At 39.7% G+C, this 19,574-nt stretch carries 20 protein-coding genes and 1 rRNA gene; 10 read left to right on the forward strand and 11 right to left on the reverse strand.

The annotated features are described in order from the left end of the window. Positions 1-15 precede the first annotated feature (15 nt). Positions 16-1,554 (reverse strand): 16S ribosomal RNA (locus TOL5_RS18270). Between the two features lie 541 nt (positions 1,555-2,095). On the opposite strand from TOL5_RS18270, the gene TOL5_RS18275 reads away from it, so the two are divergent. The 6 genes from TOL5_RS18275 (at position 2,096) to TOL5_RS18300 (ending at position 6,653) form a co-directional block, all read left to right on the forward strand. Beyond that, positions 2,096-3,034 carry a VacJ family lipoprotein gene (locus TOL5_RS18275; RefSeq protein ID WP_005033791.1) on the forward strand — a complete coding sequence of 313 codons (939 nt, stop codon included), beginning with the start codon at positions 2,096-2,098 and terminating at the stop codon, positions 3,032-3,034. A 124-nt stretch (positions 3,035-3,158) separates the two neighbouring features. After that, positions 3,159-4,127, forward strand: a complete 969-nt coding sequence (gene gigA / locus TOL5_RS18280) for an RsbU family protein phosphatase GigA (RefSeq protein ID WP_005033793.1) — start codon at positions 3,159-3,161, stop codon at positions 4,125-4,127. 113 nt (positions 4,128-4,240) lie between these two features. Continuing rightward, the gene (gene gigB, locus TOL5_RS18285; RefSeq protein ID WP_009586265.1) at positions 4,241-4,765 is read left to right on the forward strand and encodes an anti-anti-sigma factor GigB; all 525 of its coding nucleotides are present in this window, start codon (positions 4,241-4,243) and stop codon (positions 4,763-4,765) included. Between the two features lie 33 nt (positions 4,766-4,798). Then, positions 4,799-5,623, forward strand: coding sequence for a carbon-nitrogen hydrolase family protein (locus TOL5_RS18290; RefSeq protein WP_005033796.1), 825 nt, complete (start codon positions 4,799-4,801; stop codon positions 5,621-5,623). A gap of 79 nt (positions 5,624-5,702) precedes the next feature. After that, on the forward strand, positions 5,703-6,140 hold the full coding sequence (locus tag TOL5_RS18295; protein ID WP_005033798.1) for a MarR family winged helix-turn-helix transcriptional regulator: 438 nt from the start codon (positions 5,703-5,705) through the stop codon (positions 6,138-6,140). An 87-nt stretch (positions 6,141-6,227) separates the two neighbouring features. After that, positions 6,228-6,653 carry an organic hydroperoxide resistance protein gene (locus TOL5_RS18300; RefSeq protein ID WP_005033801.1) on the forward strand — a complete coding sequence of 142 codons (426 nt, stop codon included), beginning with the start codon at positions 6,228-6,230 and terminating at the stop codon, positions 6,651-6,653. A 167-nt stretch (positions 6,654-6,820) separates the two neighbouring features. Here TOL5_RS18300 and gspE read toward each other — a convergent pair whose 3' ends face one another. Then, on the reverse strand, positions 6,821-8,308 hold the full coding sequence (gspE, locus tag TOL5_RS18305) for a type II secretion system ATPase GspE (protein ID WP_046759937.1): 1,488 nt from the start codon (positions 8,306-8,308) through the stop codon (positions 6,821-6,823). Between the two features lie 111 nt (positions 8,309-8,419). On the opposite strand from gspE, the gene TOL5_RS18310 reads away from it, so the two are divergent. The 4 genes from TOL5_RS18310 (at position 8,420) to TOL5_RS18325 (ending at position 11,788) form a co-directional block, all read left to right on the forward strand. After that, positions 8,420-9,241 (forward strand): hypothetical protein, encoded by an 822-nt coding sequence (locus tag TOL5_RS18310; RefSeq protein ID WP_004824948.1) that lies wholly within the window; start codon positions 8,420-8,422, stop codon positions 9,239-9,241. Positions 9,242-9,256: 15 nt separating this feature from the next. Next, complete coding sequence (locus TOL5_RS18315) at positions 9,257-10,192, forward strand: mechanosensitive ion channel family protein (protein WP_046759938.1); 936 nt, start codon at positions 9,257-9,259, stop codon at positions 10,190-10,192. Between the two features lie 126 nt (positions 10,193-10,318). Further along, positions 10,319-10,759, forward strand: a complete 441-nt coding sequence (locus tag TOL5_RS18320) for a VOC family protein (protein ID WP_004824950.1) — start codon at positions 10,319-10,321, stop codon at positions 10,757-10,759. A gap of 408 nt (positions 10,760-11,167) precedes the next feature. Then, positions 11,168-11,788 (forward strand): rhomboid family intramembrane serine protease, encoded by a 621-nt coding sequence (locus TOL5_RS18325; RefSeq protein WP_004824951.1) that lies wholly within the window; start codon positions 11,168-11,170, stop codon positions 11,786-11,788. A 41-nt stretch (positions 11,789-11,829) separates the two neighbouring features. Here the strand turns inward: TOL5_RS18325 and TOL5_RS18330 are convergent, their stop codons facing one another. The 9 genes from TOL5_RS18330 to TOL5_RS18370 form a co-directional block, all read right to left on the reverse strand. After that, entirely contained in the window at positions 11,830-12,183 is a 354-nt protein-coding gene (locus TOL5_RS18330) for a DMT family transporter (RefSeq protein ID WP_004824952.1), read from the reverse strand. Positions 12,184-12,309: 126 nt separating this feature from the next. Next, the gene (gene ygiD, locus TOL5_RS18335; protein WP_046759939.1) at positions 12,310-13,176 is read right to left on the reverse strand and encodes a 4,5-DOPA dioxygenase extradiol; all 867 of its coding nucleotides are present in this window, start codon (positions 13,174-13,176) and stop codon (positions 12,310-12,312) included. 223 nt (positions 13,177-13,399) lie between these two features. Then, entirely contained in the window at positions 13,400-13,885 is a 486-nt protein-coding gene (locus TOL5_RS18340) for a DUF934 domain-containing protein (RefSeq protein ID WP_004824955.1), read from the reverse strand. After that, positions 13,878-15,521, reverse strand: coding sequence for a nitrite/sulfite reductase (locus tag TOL5_RS18345; protein WP_004824956.1), 1,644 nt, complete (start codon positions 15,519-15,521; stop codon positions 13,878-13,880). The genes TOL5_RS18340 and TOL5_RS18345 overlap by 8 nt, the downstream gene beginning before the upstream one ends. A gap of 347 nt (positions 15,522-15,868) precedes the next feature. Next, positions 15,869-16,063: a hypothetical protein gene (locus tag TOL5_RS18350; protein ID WP_004824957.1), complete on the reverse strand. Its 195-nt coding sequence runs from the start codon at positions 16,061-16,063 to the stop codon at positions 15,869-15,871. A 200-nt stretch (positions 16,064-16,263) separates the two neighbouring features. Further along, positions 16,264-16,794 carry a DUF1543 domain-containing protein gene (locus tag TOL5_RS18355; RefSeq protein WP_004824958.1) on the reverse strand — a complete coding sequence of 177 codons (531 nt, stop codon included), beginning with the start codon at positions 16,792-16,794 and terminating at the stop codon, positions 16,264-16,266. 17 nt (positions 16,795-16,811) lie between these two features. Beyond that, entirely contained in the window at positions 16,812-17,531 is a 720-nt protein-coding gene (locus TOL5_RS18360; RefSeq protein ID WP_151780503.1) for a CPBP family intramembrane glutamic endopeptidase, read from the reverse strand. Between the two features lie 134 nt (positions 17,532-17,665). Next, on the reverse strand, positions 17,666-18,907 hold the full coding sequence (trpB, locus tag TOL5_RS18365) for a tryptophan synthase subunit beta (protein WP_004824961.1): 1,242 nt from the start codon (positions 18,905-18,907) through the stop codon (positions 17,666-17,668). Then, the gene (locus tag TOL5_RS18370) at positions 18,891-19,541 is read right to left on the reverse strand and encodes a phosphoribosylanthranilate isomerase (RefSeq protein WP_005033821.1); all 651 of its coding nucleotides are present in this window, start codon (positions 19,539-19,541) and stop codon (positions 18,891-18,893) included. The genes trpB and TOL5_RS18370 overlap by 17 nt, the downstream gene beginning before the upstream one ends. Positions 19,542-19,574: the final 33 nt, after the last annotated feature.

Here is a 19,574-nt window from a genome sequence, read left to right on the forward strand (position 1 = left end):
TCGTCAATCTTTCGTTAAGGAGGTGATCCAGCCGCAGGTTCCCCTACGGCTACCTTGTTACGACTTCACCCCAGTCATCGGCCACACCGTGGTAAGCGTCCTCCTTACGGTTAGACTACCTACTTCTGGTGCAACAAACTCCCATGGTGTGACGGGCGGTGTGTACAAGGCCCGGGAACGTATTCACCGCGGCATTCTGATCCGCGATTACTAGCGATTCCGACTTCATGGAGTCGAGTTGCAGACTCCAATCCGGACTACGATCGGCTTTTTGAGATTAGCATCCTATCGCTAGGTAGCAACCCTTTGTACCGACCATTGTAGCACGTGTGTAGCCCTGGTCGTAAGGGCCATGATGACTTGACGTCGTCCCCGCCTTCCTCCAGTTTGTCACTGGCAGTATCCTTAAAGTTCCCATCCGAAATGCTGGCAAGTAAGGAAAAGGGTTGCGCTCGTTGCGGGACTTAACCCAACATCTCACGACACGAGCTGACGACAGCCATGCAGCACCTGTATGTAAGTTCCCGAAGGCACCAATCCATCTCTGGAAAGTTCTTACTATGTCAAGACCAGGTAAGGTTCTTCGCGTTGCATCGAATTAAACCACATGCTCCACCGCTTGTGCGGGCCCCCGTCAATTCATTTGAGTTTTAGTCTTGCGACCGTACTCCCCAGGCGGTCTACTTATCGCGTTAGCTGCGCCACTAAAGTCTCAAAGACCCCAACGGCTAGTAGACATCGTTTACGGCATGGACTACCAGGGTATCTAATCCTGTTTGCTCCCCATGCTTTCGTACCTCAGCGTCAGTATTAGGCCAGATGGCTGCCTTCGCCATCGGTATTCCTCCAGATCTCTACGCATTTCACCGCTACACCTGGAATTCTACCATCCTCTCCCATACTCTAGCTTCCCAGTATCGAATGCAATTCCCAAGTTAAGCTCGGGGATTTCACATCCGACTTAAAAAGCCGCCTACGCACGCTTTACGCCCAGTAAATCCGATTAACGCTCGCACCCTCTGTATTACCGCGGCTGCTGGCACAGAGTTAGCCGGTGCTTATTCTGCGAGTAACGTCCACTCATCTTGGGTATTAACCAAAAGAGCCTCCTCCTCGCTTAAAGTGCTTTACAACCATAAGGCCTTCTTCACACACGCGGCATGGCTGGATCAGGGTTCCCCCCATTGTCCAATATTCCCCACTGCTGCCTCCCGTAGGAGTCTGGGCCGTGTCTCAGTCCCAGTGTGGCGGATCATCCTCTCAGACCCGCTACAGATCGTCGCCTTGGTAGGCCTTTACCCCACCAACTAGCTAATCCGACTTAGGCTCATCTATTAACGCAAGGTCACAAGTGATCCCCTGCTTTCCCCCGTAGGGCGTATGCGGTATTAGCATCCCTTTCGAGATGTTGTCCCCCATTAATAGGCAGATTCCTAAGTATTACTCACCCGTCCGCCGCTAGGTCAGTTACCGAAGCAACTTCCCCCGCTCGACTTGCATGTGTTAAGCCTGCCGCCAGCGTTCAATCTGAGCCATGATCAAACTCTTCAGTTAAAATCATTAGTGACTTAAGGTCACAATTCTGGCTCATCAATGTACTGACAAATTCTCTCAAATAAACTTCGAGTAATTTAAACCAATCAATCAATGATAATATTTCGATCAATCAATCAGTAAAAATCCACACAAGTTGTTCTTCATATTCTCTTAATGATCTTCTTCATGCTTCGTCAGCATCAAGCTAGGTCGGCTATATTACTCTCTATCTCTAGAAAGTCAACTGGGATTTCAAATTATTTTTTAAACTTCCTTTCTAAAACTCAACTTAATCAATTCAACCAAGTCATTGTTTTATCAGAAGTTTTAATCTTCATCACCGCCGATGGATGTGCATTCTACAGCATTCCTAACCTAACACAACCCCCTTTTTTAATTATTTCATTTGTTTGTACAAATATTATCCATTAATCAAATTTATTCACACTTTTTAATCAAATTTGCTTTAATACATATGCAACAACTACTGTTAGAATACGAAAGTGTCTTTAATAATATTATCGACCATTTTTACTATAAGCATATTTCAAGGAATTCTATGCGTCCTTATCACGTACTTTGGGCTTGTTTACTCAGCATTGGTCTGACGAGCCATGTATTTGCTCAAGAAGAATTATCTACCCAAGAAAATTCTGACAATGCTGTTGACTCTGTTTCAGCTGATAAGTTGTCTCAAGAGAATTCTTCTGATCCAGCAATGTCTAAGCACCCAAGAATTGAAGCACTTAAAGAGCTCAAAAACATTACAAAAAATGATTTAAAAGTAAATGCAAATGCTGCTCAACCAGATGCTGTAAAAGATCCCCTACAACCGTTAAACCGCGAAATTTATGCATTTAACGATATGATTGACCGTAATGTCGCTCGACCAGTCGCCATTCAATATAAGCAAAAAGTTCCTGAAGATGTACGCTCTTCATATAGTCTGTTTCGTAAAAATTTAAGCGAGCCGTGGAATGCGGTTAATCAGCTTGCTCAAGGTCGTTTTAAGCGTGCAGCTAAATCATTGGGTCGTTTTACACTGAATACTGTTACTTCTTTAGGTCTAGCAGATCCTGCAACTCGTTTAGGTTTATCGACTGAAGAAGAAAGTCTAGGCATTACACTTGGCTATTATGGTGTACCGAGTGGTCCTTATCTCATGTTACCTGTCTTAGGACCAAGTACACTTCGCCACTCTGTGGATTACGTTGCTGAAAGCTATGCAAACCCGATTAGCTATCCAATGGATGATAACAATCAAACAGGTTTAATTTGGGGAAATCGTGTTTTAGGCGGGATCAATACACGCTCAAAACTATTAGATGTGGAAAATGTATTGCAAGGTGATCGCTATTCAGCAATCCGTGATATTTATTTACAGCGCCTTGCTTTCCAAATCGCAGAGAAAAAAGGCGGTGGTGCAGAAGCTGTTTCTTTTGTTGATGATGACGATGATGATACTGATGATTCATCTGATACAGGCACAAACAAATAATCACAATATTTTGTTAAACTTATTTGCTAGTAATCTCTTTAGTTTTACTAGCAATGTGGTGTTATCTATAGTAAATCTAGTGGGTATCGCTTTTTATATTGATTAAGGATCATTCATTTCTTCTATGTATTTCATTCAACCCAGTCGCCAGATTTCAAGTTTAGAGCACGTATTAAATACGCTTCCAAGCTTGCAGATGATTACCATTGAAGAGATTCATCTTTATGATCCAACCAGAATCGCGATTGCAGATGTACATGATTTTTTAGAATATCAATGGGCACTGCCAACGATTGTCATTGCACAAGAGAATGAAGGTGCTGAGCTTTCCCTAGCATGGGAACTTGGTGCGCTTGCTGGTTGGATATGGACCAAGCTTCCTAGCAACCTTGAAGGTTCGCTCTTTAAGATAGATGCCCAATATAAACGAAACCAAGATAGTCGCGATCTACCCTCTGCTGCAGAATTACAAAAAAAACTCCTCCCCAATCCAATAGACCTGCAAAACTATAAAGTTGAAACCCTTTTTCAGCCTTCAGCTTACTTGTCTGGTGACTGGTATGATTACTGGAAAATCAGTGATAAAGAAATCATGTTCTATTTGGCGGATGTCTCCGGTCATGGCGTAACCAGCTCTTTGTTGACTTCATGGATGGCAGCTTTTCACGGGCGTTCAAAAACACCAAGAGAGTTAATTAAGAAACTGAATGGAATGCTTGTACAAGAGAATATTGAAAAACACATCACTATGCTGGCAGGAATTCTCAACATTGAGACACATACATTAAAGTGGTCAAGTGCGGGGCACTATCCTCCCCCTATTATTTTTGAACCCAATCAAGCTCCTCGTGTTTTAAATACCAGTAGCTTTCCTTTAGGACTTACAGAAGACTTAGAGGTTGAAGAATTTGAATGTACTTTAAATAAGCATGCGCGGTTCATTATTTGTTCTGATGGTGCACTTGAACCTTTTTCTGGTGGTTTGAATGAACAATTCGCTCAATTGGTCTATCATTTGCAAAATCAATCATTCCGCGCGCCAGATCACGTCGCAGATGACATTGCCATCCTCAGTCTTCGCAGAATGAATTAACATTATAATCAAATACATATAACTAATTAGACTATTAACTGATATGCAAACGCTTGAGTATAGACTTGCGCTATGTGATAATTTTCCTATCCTTCTCTGCAAATGGCATTTATATGTCAACAGGTCATGTTGAATATGCAAGCTTGAATGGAACGCATATTTTCAAACTTATTGGTGAAGTGCGAGCCCAATCTTGTATTAGTTTAGACAAACTTTTGGCAAGGATTGAACAACAGAAAAACGTCATTGGCGCAATTGTTGATTTAACCCAAACCACATTTATTGATAGTACTGTTCTTGGAATACTTGCGAAACTTGGTTTAAAGTTAAAACAAGTACACCACATCCAAGCAGTCATGCTATCCACAAATCCAGACATTACCACTCTAGCCAATAGCATGGGCTTAGGGCAGGTGTTTGTCATTTTAAATTATTGTGGTGACCCTAAAGTATGTACTAATGCTTTGATTGACGACAATGTGAATCACAGCACCATGTTGTGTACCGTTCTCGATGCACACAAAACGTTAATGAAGCTCAACGAAAACAATCAAAATATGTTCGAGCCATTAGTGAAACAACTTGAAAAGCAGCAAGATACTATGGAATGTGTATCTTCAGATCAGCAAAACGCTTAATCTTTTCAAAATTGTTATGATTAGGGATAGCACATGACTTTACTTTCTGTTGTTCAAATGAATTCTCAAAATGACATTGAAGCTAACTTCAGTGTGATTGAGTCATTGGTGCAACAAAGTAAAGCTGATGGTGCATCTTTGATTGTTTTCCCAGAAAACTTTGTCTGTTTCGCGGCTGGAAAACAACGAGAAACTGCGACACGCTTTGAAGATATTCAAAAGCGTTTAGAGCATTTAGCACATCGTTATCAAATATGGATAGTTGCCGGTACATTACCGTGCCCGTTCCGTCCAGATGGCTCTATCATTGAAGATGGTCGTGTACGTACAGTAAGCTTATGTATTAGCCCTGAACGTACTGAGGCGCGTTATGACAAAATTCACTTGTTTGATGTGCAAGTGGGCGATGCTGTTGGTGGCTATCAAGAATCAAAATTCTTTGAACCAGGCAATGATGTTGTGGTTGCAAAAACACCTTTTGGCAATATCGGCTTGATGGTGTGCTATGACCTACGCTTTCCTGAACTTGCACTGATACTTCGCTCCGAAGGTGCAAATCTTTTAACAGCGCCTGCTGCATTTACTTATACCACAGGTCAAATGCATTGGCAGTTATTACTGCAAGCTCGTGCGATGGACAGTCAATGTCAAGTTTTAGGTGCTGCTCAACAAGGTTGGCACGGTGAGAAACGCCAAACTTGGGGCCATGCTGGGGCAACCAATAGCCGAGGTCAAATTTTGGCAATGTCAAATCAGGAAGGCGCTCAACTGCTGACTGTACCTTTTGATTTAGCTGAACAAGATGCTGTTCGTGCATCAATGCCACTGATACAACATCGCCGATTGATTACTCTCTAATATTTTCCCAAATGACTTTATTTTATGAATATGACAAACAGCGTTATACTCAGTATGAGTCATATCTTTTGAGACAAGCATGCAACAAGACTATTCACATTTAAATCTTGATCATCAAGTTTGCTTTCTTGTTTATTCTACGAACTTGGCACTCAATCAACTGTACCGAAAAATACTTGCACCATTGGGCTTAACTTACCCACAATACTTAGTCATGCTCGTGCTTTGGGAAAAAGATGGTGTAACTGTCTCTGAAATAGGTGAAAAGCTGTTTTTAGAATCCTCTACGCTAACCCCTTTGCTTAAAAAATTACAAAGTCATGGTTTACTTAATAGGGAACGTTCGACCCTTGATGAACGTCAAGTGATCATTAGCCTAACTGAAGAAGGACAGCAATTAAAATTAAAAGCCGTTGATATCCCACTTCAAATCGCTCAAGCCAGTGAATGTAATTTAGACACATTGACCGAGCTTAAAGAGCTCCTTTCAACTTTACGCGACAACATTTCAAAATAATTTTTTATTAAATTTTACACAAACACTACTTGTTTAAATATTTATATCGTATACGATATATTTGAACACAATCAAAGGAAGCATCCAATGTCTTTAGAAAAAGTGGTTTATACAGCACATGCAAAAGCAACAGGTGGTCGTGATGGTCGTGCAACATCATCAGATGGAATTTTAGATGTTAAACTCGCTGTTCCAAAAGAAATGGGCGGTGCTGGTGGTGGAACCAATCCAGAACAACTTTTTGCAGCAGGTTATTCAGCTTGTTTTTTAGGTGCGATGAAATTTGTTGCGAATCGTGATCATTTAAAAATTACCCCAGATGTATATATCGAAGGTGATGTCGGTATTGGTCCTATTCCTACTGGCTTTGGTATTCAAGTGACGTTAAACATTCATTTAGAAGGTTTAGAGCAAGAAGAAGCACAGAAATTAGTCGATGCTGCTCATATTGTTTGCCCATATTCAAATGCGACTCGTGGCAATATTGATGTGACATTGAATGTGATTGTTTAATGTTATGCCCCCTACTTAATTAAAAGTGGAATTTTTTTTTTTTAAGTAGGGGCGCACTGTTTTATTTCTCGTTGAACTTTATGAACGAGATAGAATTAATTGCTACTCCAGCCACACACTCAGTAAAGCGAAAAAAAATTCCAATTATACAACCAAGTCAACTCTAACTATTCAGCTGCCTCATTGGTCACACGTAATACTTCTTCCATGGTCGTTTTACCCGCCAATACTTTACGTAAACCATCATCACGAATTGAACCCGCATCTCTACGTGCATATTCTTCAAGTTCGTACTCAGCTGCATTGCCATGAATTAAACGACGCATTTGCTCATCAATCGGTACAATTTCATAAATTGCAGTACGTCCTGTAAAACCCGTATGTGAACAATAATCACAACCGTTTGGCACAGGTAGTTTCAGATCCGATTCTAAACTCACAGGTTTAAATACATCTTTTTCAAAATCATCTGCTTCACGCCATGTATGGCAATGAGAACATAAAGTCCGTACCAAGCGTTGTGCAATCACACCAATTAATGAACTGGATAATAAGAAGGGTTCAATTCCCATATCTTTCAAACGTGTTACCGCACCAATTGCAGTGTTGGTATGGAGTGTAGATAAAACCAAATGACCTGTTAAAGAGGCTTGAACTGCAATTTCTGCGGTTTCTAAGTCACGAATTTCCCCCACCATCACAACATCAGGATCTTGGCGAAGCATCGCTTTCAGCGCACGCGCAAAAGTCATATCCACTTTGGTGTTAACTTGGGTTTGTCCAATACCTTCAAGTTGATATTCGATTGGATCTTCAGCGGTCAGAATATTTTTTGAACCATCATTTAAGTCAGAAAGTGCGGCATATAAAGTTGTTGTTTTACCAGAACCTGTTGGTCCCGTAACCAAAATAATGCCGTGTGGACGGTGAACCAATTGAGTCAAGCGATCATAGTCGTTTTTCATCAGTCCCAAATGCGTCATGTTTAAACGTCCAGCCTGCTTATCCAGCAAACGCATCACCACACGCTCACCATGAGATGATGGCAGTGTGGATACACGAACATCCACCTCACGCCCAGCAAGACGTAAAGAAATACGACCATCTTGCGGAATACGCTTCTCAGCAATGTCCAGTTTTGCCATCACCTTGATACGTGATACCAACAACGGTGCAAGCTCTCGACGTGGTTGTACAATCTCACGCAACTGACCATCAACACGTAATCGCACAGATAATTTCTTTTCAAATGCTTCAATATGAATATCAGATGCGCCCACACGAATGGCTTCTGACAATAAGGCATTGATGAGTCGGACAATAGGTGCATCATCCTCCTGATCCATCAAATCTTCCATTTCAGGGACTTGATCGGCAAGGCTTAATAAGTCGGGATGATCTTCCAAGCCAGCTGCGACTTGTTGTGACTCACCTGTTTCACCTGCATAGCTTGAACTGAGCATTTGATTAAATTCAGTTTCATTGCATAATTGATGTTGTGCAACGCGACCAAGATAACGACGTGCTTCCTGAATCGCAATTTGTGCGGTATCCTGACGACGAACAATAAAAACTTGATCACCTTCATAACGCAACAGCACTCCATGCCGTTTTGCAAAACTATATGGTATTTGTAATTGTTTAAGAACTTGCATTACAACTTATATTAATCATTTAAATTGCTTTGAGTGTACTCTATGCACATGACAGCGTGAAGTCTGTTTGTTAAAGATTTGATGATGATTTTATGAATAGGATGAACACTTTTGTCTAAAAAGAAAGACCATCTTGAACCAGAACTCCCTGACTTAAAATGGTGGGGAGAACAAAATTTTGAATTGAACCAATCCAAAGCATGGCAATTTGGTTCAATGATGATGCGCATTACACGTGGTTTACAAGAATGGCGTTTAGAATACTATCGCCCACACTTCCAGTACGACTATGAACAGCAATGGCATAAAATTCATGATGTGAATTTTGGTTTTCCTGAACCCGTGCATGTTGAGCGCTACATGTTTAGAGAAACCCACAAAACATTTCAGCTAATGCCCCGATTGGCTGACCGTTCTGTAGTTATTCGTCCTGTCGATCCTATTTATATTCCAGCAGGACAACGTGGTACGCTTTATATCAGTACCCCCTTATGGATTTCAGGCTTTGTTCAGGCACAGAAAGAGCCACTATTTGATATTCCTGTGATTTTGCCTAAGGATACATGGTTTGGCCCAGATCACCGTACAGGTGAAATGTGTTATGCGACCTCAGTCGATGGTCGTACAGAATTGAATTTATTGCGCCCCCGTGCTTTTCGTGCTGTTACCCCGATTGATTTTCACAATGTCAGCAGTCATCAATTACGCTTTGATCGGATGAATGTGCCTGTTCCTGCATTGCCTTTATTTTATAGTGAAAGTACAGGTCGTCTATGGACCTCACAAATTAAGGTCATTTATGAAGGCAATGATCGCCCAGCTCGCGTTAGAATTGAAAATCGTACCCCACCACTGGCTGGAGAAGTGATTTATGTTCATCCACCACGTTCACCGGGTGGCGCATTATTTAACATGTTTGATTCATTTTTCTAAGGGATGAGGTAAACAATGGCTCAATCCAATATTCCCAAAGATATCGCGGACAGCTTAAAAGGCATTTTCACCAATGTAAATTTAGATCGTTTAAGTGAAATTGCCGTTGCACTGATTCTCTGCTTTGTTGGCTTTGTACTGGCGCGTGTTATTTCCAATACTTTTATTCGAACTATAGGTGCACGTTTTAATGCACATCAACGTTTGGTGTGGCGTAGAGGTATTTTTTATTTTATTTTCTTGCTGTTTGTAATTGCCAGTTTAAAAGAAGCAGGATTTAAACTCAGTGTATTTTTAGGTGCAGCAGGGATTTTGACCGTAGCACTGGGTTTCGCCTCACAAACCTCAGCATCTAACTTGATCAGTGGATTATTTTTAATCGGTGAAGGTTCTTTTGAAGTCGGTGATACAATCCAAATCACCCTCATTCGTGGGCATACGATTGAAGGTGAAGTGATTTCGATTGACCTTTTGTCTGTGAAACTTTTAACCATGGACAATGTTTATGTACGCCTACCCAATGAGCAACTGATTCGGGCACCAGTCCATAATCTATCAAAATTCCCGATACGACGATTGTCGATCACGGTAGCAATTAATTTTAATGAAAATATTAACAAAGTCCGTGAAGTATTGATTGAGGTCGCCAACGATTACCCATTGGTTTTGGCAGATCCTAAACCACGTGTAACTGTATCCGCGTTTGGTGAATCATCCATTGAAATTTTATTTGCACTTTGGTGTATGCAAGCCAACTATCTACAAGTTAAAGATGAAATTCATGAGCTGATCCGTAATCGTTTTGTCGAAAATCAAATTGAGATTCCTGTGCCTAAAATTGGTTTTGTGGATCGTCCAAATCCAAATGAACCACTGCAAGATGCAGACATTGATGGATATGCCAATCAACAAGATTTAAAGTTAGAGCAAAAACAAGATAAACAGCTTTAAAGCTCAATGGACAGATGAATCCTTGGTATCAAGCATTCATCTGTCCAATTACAAAACCTTCATCAATTTTTAAACAATGAGCTGATAAATTAGTCACTTCAAAACAACAAAATGGACACAAGCACAATGCAACTCAATCATTATTTAAATTTTGAAGGTCAAACAGAAGCCGCTTTTAACTTTTATAAGTCGGTTTTTGGTGGAGATTTCTCTTTTTTAAAGCGCTATTCAGAATTGCCTGATGTCCAAGTCCCTGAACAAGAGAAAAATTATATTTTGCACGTTTCTTTGCCCATTAATGACTTTACTGTATTGATGGGCTCGGATACAACTGAACAGTTCTGTGCACCAAATAGTGCTCCATTCAGCAAAGGAACTAATCATTATATTTCGATTAATTTAGAAGCACATGAAGCGGATGAAGCTCAACGATTATTTACAGCACTCTCTGCCAATGGTCAGATTGAAATGGCTTTGGATAAAACGTTTTGGGGTGCTCTATATGGCGCTTTCACAGATCAGTTTGGTATTCGATGGATGGTAAACTGCCAACTCAATGAAGTTTAGGGGCTGTGGACATTTCATAAATGGCTTGCGTTGTAAGTTAAAATTGAGCAGGCATGAGGAGTATACTCCGCAAGGAAATGAAGAGAATAGCGAGACTATTTTTAAGTTTCATAACGTAGCCTGAGATAATTTTAACCACAACCCTGAGCAAGAACAAAGCACTGCTTTGTTTGCAGCGCAAGGCGCAGCAGGGACTAGCGTGTTTTTTGTCGCTTCGTCGTTACGAACTACACATTTAGAATGACTAAATTTCGTATTTCGCGCCTAGAATCGCCTAAAAAACACACCTAGTCGCAAACATAGACGAATTGCCCACAGCCCCTAATCATCTCATTAAAATATAGCCTATTGATTCGACATGATATAGGCTATAGTTCACTCAAGAAAACGACATCATTTATAACAAATATGATCACAGGGCTTACCCATACACTTCTGATTATTCTCATCACGATTGCAATTTCTATCATTGCTTGGCAACAACGCCATGTCATGAATCGTTTGATTTTCAATATTTCAGCAATTAAGCATGGTCAATATGATCGCTTTTTAACACATGGTTTCATCCACAATGATGGTATGCATTTATTCTTTAATATGTTTACCTTGTATTTCTTTGGACGAAATATTGAATGGTTTTTCCGTGGTTATTTAAGTGGTATGGGCTTTGTCTTATTTTATTGTAGCGCCATCATTATTGCTGCTATTCCAAGCTATTTGCATCATCGGAATTTAAACTCTTATCGAAGTTTAGGCGCCTCAGGTGCTGTCAATGCAGTACTGTTTAGTTCGATCTTATTTAATCCTTGGGGCATGATCTATATCTATATTTTACCTGTTCCCGCAATTATTTTTGGAACAATATATTTGTGCTATAGCATGTATGCGATTCGTTCTGGGCATTCACCACTGATTGACCATCGTGCTCATATTACTGGTGCAATCTATGGTTTCTTATTCCCATTACTTTTAGAACCTTCTCTGGGCACAGCATTTTTTTATAAGTTTATTAATTCACCACTTTTTTAAATTTTGCATTCACCCACTGATGTCTAAGCTATGGTTAAGCTTTAGACATCAATATTGGAAAATTGCGCAATAATTGTGAGACCAACAGTAATAAAAGCAATCCCGACCCAGCCAGCAAAATCAATATTTTGACCTAAAAATGTCTTGGCTAATAACGCAGTGGCAATCACCCCAAGCCCAGACCATAAAACATATAGAATTCCAGCTTGCATAAATTTCAACGCATAAGCCGCACATGCAAAAGAAATGATATACAAAACTAGAGCGATGCCTTGATCAAATTTATTGACCAAACCATTGCCTTTAGCAGAATAAAATGTGGATAGAACATCAGTCGCAATTGCGATTAACAACCAAAATACCCCAGGATTAATTTTTGCAAGTAAGAAAGACATTGTCGTTTTAGTTCAAATCATCATCGGCAAATTTTATCTTGAGTAAACCTCAACAACCAGTAGAATCTTTGAATAAATAAAAAGGTGAATCCCTCGATTCACCTTTTTTGGTTTGAATTTTAAAAACTATGCTTGATCCAACCTAAATGATGTCATGGTCAAAGAACCTGCTACGGCTTGATCATTAAAAATACTCAGCTGATCATTTTCTTCCTGTAAACCTAAAGCATATAACATTGGATAATAGTGATCGGGTGTTGGAATCGACAATAAAAATTCAGGACCCTGCTTTTGCCAATCAATCAATGCTTGATGATTATGACTTAACAAAAAATTCTTCATTTTTGCATCTGCTTCTAAAGCCCAATCATAACCAAAGTGACCATCAAATTTGTCAAAAGCAACTTTTCTAAGGTTATGGACCAAATTACCACTCGCAACAATCAAAACACCTTTACGGCGCAATTGAGCTAATTCTTTTGCCAAATCATAATGATATTGTGCATCCTGACTGTAGTCGATACTCAACTGTACGACGGGAATATTGGCTTGTGGAAATACATGACATAACACCGCCCATGTTCCATGATCCAAGCCCCACGTATGATCATGATGAACTTCAACACGATGAATCGCAGCAGTTGTTTCTTCAATCAGTGCCTTATTTCCAGAAGCAGGATATTGCATATCAAATAGTGCCTGAGGAAAGCCACCAAAATCATGAATCGTTTTTGGTTGTTGCATGGCAGTAACTGCTGTAACACCCTGTGTAAGCCAATGTGCAGAAATACATAAAATTGCTGTCGGTTGTGTCTCCATTTCAGCACCAATACGATTCCACGAACGTGTAAAATCATTGGTTTGAATGGCATTCATTGGAGAACCATGCCCAAGAAACAATACAGGCATGACTTCAGTATTCGGTAAAGTTGCATTCCAACCTTTGAGTAACGATAAATCACCTGTTGTTTGATTGAGCATTTTATTCACCATAATAAATCTTTATTTCATTATGTGATCTTTCAATTCGGTAAAACAGCGACTTTTACAGCATACAACATTGCAAAAATGCAACGATCAATTTAAATTCCTGATTTAACTTTGAACATAGTTTTAGTCGGCATGAAAGCATTCATGTTTAATAATTCGACCAATCATCCAGAAAAAAGCCGAACATATGTTCGGCTTTCTAATTCAAAATCAATGCTTAAAATAATCAAGCGCCGGTTTGATAATGCGCTTTCGGTACTGCTGTAGAGGCTTGATAAGGGTGAGTAAAATCACCTAAACCAGCAGCAGCTTCTTGAATATCTTTACCTTCTTTAATTACAAAGGTATCAAAACCTGAACGCTTCATATAATTCAAAACGTCTTTAAATACATCACCAGTTGCACGAAGCTCACCTTGGTAACCTTGGCGACGCAATAATGCTGCAAAGGAATAACCACGACCATCATTAAACCCTGCAAAATCAATAAAGATTGCATCTAACTGATCAAGCGGAAACTGGTTAGTTTCTGGCGAAGCATCCACAGTGATCAATAGCGCTTTTTTACCTGTTACATTGGCAAGCTGATCCAACTGTTCAACAGTCAACAATACATCACCTTGAGGTAACACACCATCCTCACCAATAATTTGATAAGTATTGTCTGCAATAGAGCCATCTTTAGAGAGGACTTGAAGTGCGGTATTAAGCATATGCACGCTCCTTAAATGGTTTAATGCCGACACGGCGGTAAGTTTCAATAAATGCTTCACCTTCATTACGAAGATCAAGGTAAGTATTTAAAATTTCATCAATAATATCAGGTACAGCTTCCGCAGCAAATGATGGTCCTAAAATGTCACCAATTGAAGCATCGTGGTCTGCGTTTCCGCCCAAAGTAATTTGATAGAATTCCGCACCTTTTTTATCTACACCTAAAATACCGATATTACCGACATGGTGGTGACCACAAGCATTCATACAACCTGAAATATTCAAGTCAATATGACCTAAATTATAAACTGTATCTAAATCATCAAAACGGCGTGTAATCGCTTCAGAAATTGGAATTGATTTCGCATTCGCCAAAGAACAGAAGTCACCACCCGGACAGCAAATAATATCGGTAATAAAGCCAATATGTGCACGAGCCAAATTGTTCTTTTCAAGAACTTGCCACAATTCAAATAAATCTTTTTGCGGAACATCCACCAATGAAATATTTTGTTCGTGCGTAGTACGCAACTCGCCAAAAGTATATTTGTCTGCAAGATCTGCAATCAAATTCATTTCTTCAACAGTCATATCACCCGGTGCAATACCTGCACGTTTGAGTGAAATGGTGACAATACGATAACCAGCCACTTTATGTGCATTGGTATTGATATTGAACCAATGCTTGAATTTTGGATATTCAGCAAATAAGGCACTAAAGTCTTCATCCGCATAATCTTGATAATCAAACGGCATGAATTCTTGATCTAATTTTTCTAAGATCTCGGGTTGTACTTTCAATGTTTTGATGGTTTCTGCAAACTCAGCTTCCACTTTTTCAGCAAACACTTCAGGTGTTAATGCTTTCACCAAAATTTTAATACGTGCTTTGTATTTATTGTCACGGCGTCCATGTAAGTTATATACACGAAGTACTGCTTCCAAATATGCAATTAAATCTTCACGTGGTAACCATTCACGAATCATCGAACCAATGATCGGCGTACGTCCTAAACCGCCACCAACTTTGATTTTATAACCCAATTCACCCGCTTCATTGCGAGTTAAATACACACCGATATCATGGAATGAAGTTGCAGCACGATCAATTTCTTCAAGTGCAGACACTGCAATTTTGAATTTACGTGGTAAGAATGCAAATTCAGGATGGAATGTCGACCATTGACGAATCAATTCACAAGTTGGGCGTGGGTCGGCAATTTCTCCAGCCACAACGCCAGCATATTGATCTGTAGTTGTATTACGAATACAGTTTCCTGAGGTTTGAATGGCATGCATTTGAACAGAAGCAAGACCTTCAAGCATATCAGGAACGTTTTCCAGTGCAGGCCAGTTAAACTGAATATTCTGACGTGTTGAAACATGCGCATAGCCACGGTCGTATTCTTTAGCAAGTTCAGCAACTTTGCGCAATTGTTTAGAATTCATTAAACCGTAAGGTACAGCGATACGTAGCATTGGCGCATAACGCTGCACGTATAAACCATTTTGTAAGCGTAAAGGACGATACTCATCTTCAGTGAGTTTTCCAGCTAAATAACGTTCCGTTTGATCACGGAATTGTGCAACACGTTCGTTGATCAGTTGCTGATCAAAATCAGTATATAAATACATGGCGTACAGCTAGTAGTTTCATTATAACGATGGACAATATAACGAGTATTGATCTATCAAAGAAATGCTTTTTTTCCATATTTTATAGCGGTTTTATTGATAAGCATCCTCCAGGGATTGAATTGGCAAGACTTCGCTTAATATCCTCAGCGTTATAATGCATTTGATGTTTTTCTTCATTACTTATCTTTATTTAAGATAATAAAAAAAGAGCATAGATGCTATGCCCTTTTTAACTGATTGAAGACTTATTAAAAGAGGATTAACCATGAAGCAATTTAAATACTTGAGTTAAACACATGATCATCTCTTGGATTCACTCGTAGATAAAGATTTAAAGAGCTAATTTAGGATTGGTCATCCGAGCTTTGCTGTTCAGTATCATTTTCCAGTTTATTTTCAGCAATTTTTGCAGCTTCATATCCTGCAAATGCACCTGCCGCTTTTTCTAAAAATCCAGCATCAGGATCTAATTTATCAACACCTTGCTCAGCAATTACAGCACCTGCAATTTTACCCAATTCATCTAATAATCCGCTCATTGCATACACTCCACAGTGTTTTGTTTGAGTTCTCATTGTATTCAGTCTCATGTTCAACATTGCGGAGACTATGTTGTATAAGCAACAGGCTTATGCGTAAGTACTGCAAAGAATTATATTGTTTATTGCTAATTAAGCCACTGTTAATCTTCTAAGGCTGAAATACTGCGCCATTTCGATGAATCAAATCGCGTTTATTGTTAAATCGTCAAGTAGGTATTTTCCCACGTACTTTCACAGAATTGACTTAAATCTGTTTTCGTATCTACTTCAATCAATTCAACATAGCGACCATGTACATGATCAATGGCAATACAATCATCGATATCTAAAACTCGATCTGTGTGCTGCTTTTGCCAATGGTTGGCAAAATGCTGTTTGCCCTTGCTTTTTGCTTCACTGGCATCTTGGGCGACAACAAGAACATAACGATGCAACTCGCCAAACTCATTTACATCGTAGCCACCTAGGTTAATTAACCACAACTTAGCGTCTAATAGATTCGGTTGAGCATCACTAAAACGGATCTGATATGTCTTATTTTCAAACTCAATGACTTGTAGCTTTTGCCAAGCATCAATATGCAAACCTTGTTGTTCACCAAACCACGCATTTTTTAATTGAGGATAAATTTCTTCAAGTGTGTCTCCAACAGCCAAAACGACATCATGGACTTCCGTATTGGCACGTGCATGGCGACCACCCAACATAACGATAAATAAACTAGACATATGCAACAACTAAATAACTAAGTGAATGTTTGAATAAGTTTTAATAGTAAAATCCCACCCACAGATAATACCGCATTATTGAGAAAATGAATGAGCAACACATGCCATATATTTCTTGTGCATAAGTAGATCAAGTTTAAAAATAATCCTGCACTCATAAAGCTGATTGTTGCGACTAGGTTCCCATCAAAATTATGAAAATGAATCAAACCAAATAAAATCGAATTCAGCATGATCAAAATCATGCGCCATAACCACGGCTGAATAAATAGTTTTTGTAATAAGGTATAGCGGAATACGATATCTTCTAAAAGTGCAGTAAATAAAGGTCCAAAGCTGATGAGTAGCAAACTCAGAAAAGCAATTTGTTCAGGATCAATAAATGGTCTTTGTTCGTGACTTTCATACAAAGGAAGAAATTGACGTGTGAGTGAGATAATCACTTGTAAGCATATTGCGCCCACCACAACCAATATACTTGAATGCCAAAAAGCCTGTTGATATTTTTTCCAATGCCTAAACAACATATCCTTATATAAGCAGCACACTAAAATAAACAGTACGCCTCTTAAAATAGTATCGCCCAAACTGACAGCTATCGAGATTCCAAATATTTTTTCTAAAATAAGACCATTTATAACAATCAATGGGAGAATAGAAACGGCAAAAGTGTCTTTCCATCCCCAGATAATTTTTTCAGGGAAGTTTTCAGCCCGAATTTTTTGTAAAAAATGCATAACCAACATGATCTTTTATTTTTAGTAGATTTTGCGCAAAAGAGCGCAAATTCCAAATACTGTGTATAGGGTGCTTACCATCAAGATATAAAAAAGCCCCTTATAAAAGAGGCTTTCCAAATAAAAATGATGAATTACATTTCCACCATTTCCACACCATCAATACGCGCCACAGTCATTAAATCTTTATCACCACGACCTGATACAGTTGCGATAATAATTTGATCTTTTGACATCGTTGGTGCCAGCTTAGTGACATAAGCCATCGCATGTGAACTTTCCAATGCAGGAATAATTCCTTCAATATGGGTCAAATCACGGAAACCTTGTAAAGCTTCTGTATCGTTAATTGGCACATAATTTACACGATGCATATCTTTCAAGAAACTATGTTCAGGTCCTACACCTGGATAGTCCAAACCAGCTGAAATTGAATGTGTTTCAATAATTTGACCTTGTTCATCGGACATTAAGTAAGTTCGGTTACCATGTAGAACGCCAACGTGACCTGCATTAAGTGGTGCTGAATGTTTACCTGTTTCTACACCTAGACCTGCAGCTTCAACGCCATACATTTTCACATCTGGATCATTTAAGAATGGGTAGAACAAGCCCATCGCATTTGAACCACCACCCACACATGCAACCAAGGCATCAGGTAAACGACCTGCCTGCTGTTGAATTTGTTGACGTGCTTCACGACCTATAATCGACTGAAAATCACGTACCAATTGTGGATACGGATGCGGACCTGCAACTGTACCAATGACATAATAAGTTGAGTCAACATTGGTGACCCAATCTCGCATTGCTTCGTTCATGGCATCTTTTAATGTTTTAGAGCCACTTTCTACAGGAACAACAGTTGCTCCGAGCAAACGCATACGATAGACATTCATCGCCTGACGTTTAACATCTTCAGCACCCATAAAGACAACGCATTCGAGACCTAAACGTGCTGCGATGGTTGCTGTTGCAACACCATGTTGCCCCGCACCTGTTTCTGCAATAATACGTTTCTTTCCAGAAAGCTTCGCCAATAATGCCTGACCGATGGTATTGTTGACCTTGTGCGAGCCTGTATGATTCAAGTCTTCACGTTTAAGATAAATCTGCGCACCACCCAACTCTTTCGACCATCGTTCAGCATAATACAAAGGACTAGGGCGTCCTACATAATAAGCGAGATCACGGTCGAATTCTGCCAAAAACTGAGCATCATCTTTCATACGGAAATAGAGCTTCTCTAAATCCTCTAAAGCTGCCATTAAAGTTTCTGACACAAAACGTCCGCCATGGATACCAAAATGCCCGTTTTGATCTGGGAATTGGGTATAGTCAATCACACTATTTTGTTGATTACTTTGCTGATCCACGTTGGACTCCTTGCATAAATCGTTCTACGAGTTGTTGGTCTTTAATACCTTTTGCGGACTCTACGCCTCCGCTCACATCGACTGCATAGGCTTGAGTCGTTTGTATGGCGTTTTCAACATTTTCAGGCTTTAAACCACCTGCCAAAATCAAAGGAATATCAAGTTTAGGGAATTGCGACCAATCAAAACTGTGCCCTGTTCCCCCTTTCAATTCAGGATGCCATGCATCTAAAAGCATAGCACTCGCGCCTGCCTGTTGGTATGGTCGAATTGTCGTAATAATTGCTGAATTGTCTGCGTCAGGTTTGATCTGAATTGCTTTATACCAACGACGCTTATTATATTGGGCAATCTGTTGGCATTGTTGTGCAGTTTCATCCCCATGAAATTGAATAATATCTAAAGGGACAGATGCTAAGACTAGTGCAATATCTTCTGCACTAGCATTCACAAACAAGCCCACAATACTGATATAGGGTGGAATGAGTTGCGCGAGTTGTTGTGCTTGTTCAATTGTCACGTAACGTGGGCTGGGTTCATAAAACACAAAACCAATCGCATCCACACCTGCATTTACGGCAGCATGAATATCCTGTGGTCGTGTAATTCCACAAATTTTGGCACGGGTACGCATAGTTTTGAACTCGAATTTGTTTAGATCAAACTG

Source organism: Acinetobacter sp. Tol 5, from assembly GCF_019702905.1.
GTDB lineage: Bacteria > Pseudomonadota > Gammaproteobacteria > Pseudomonadales > Moraxellaceae > Acinetobacter > Acinetobacter bereziniae.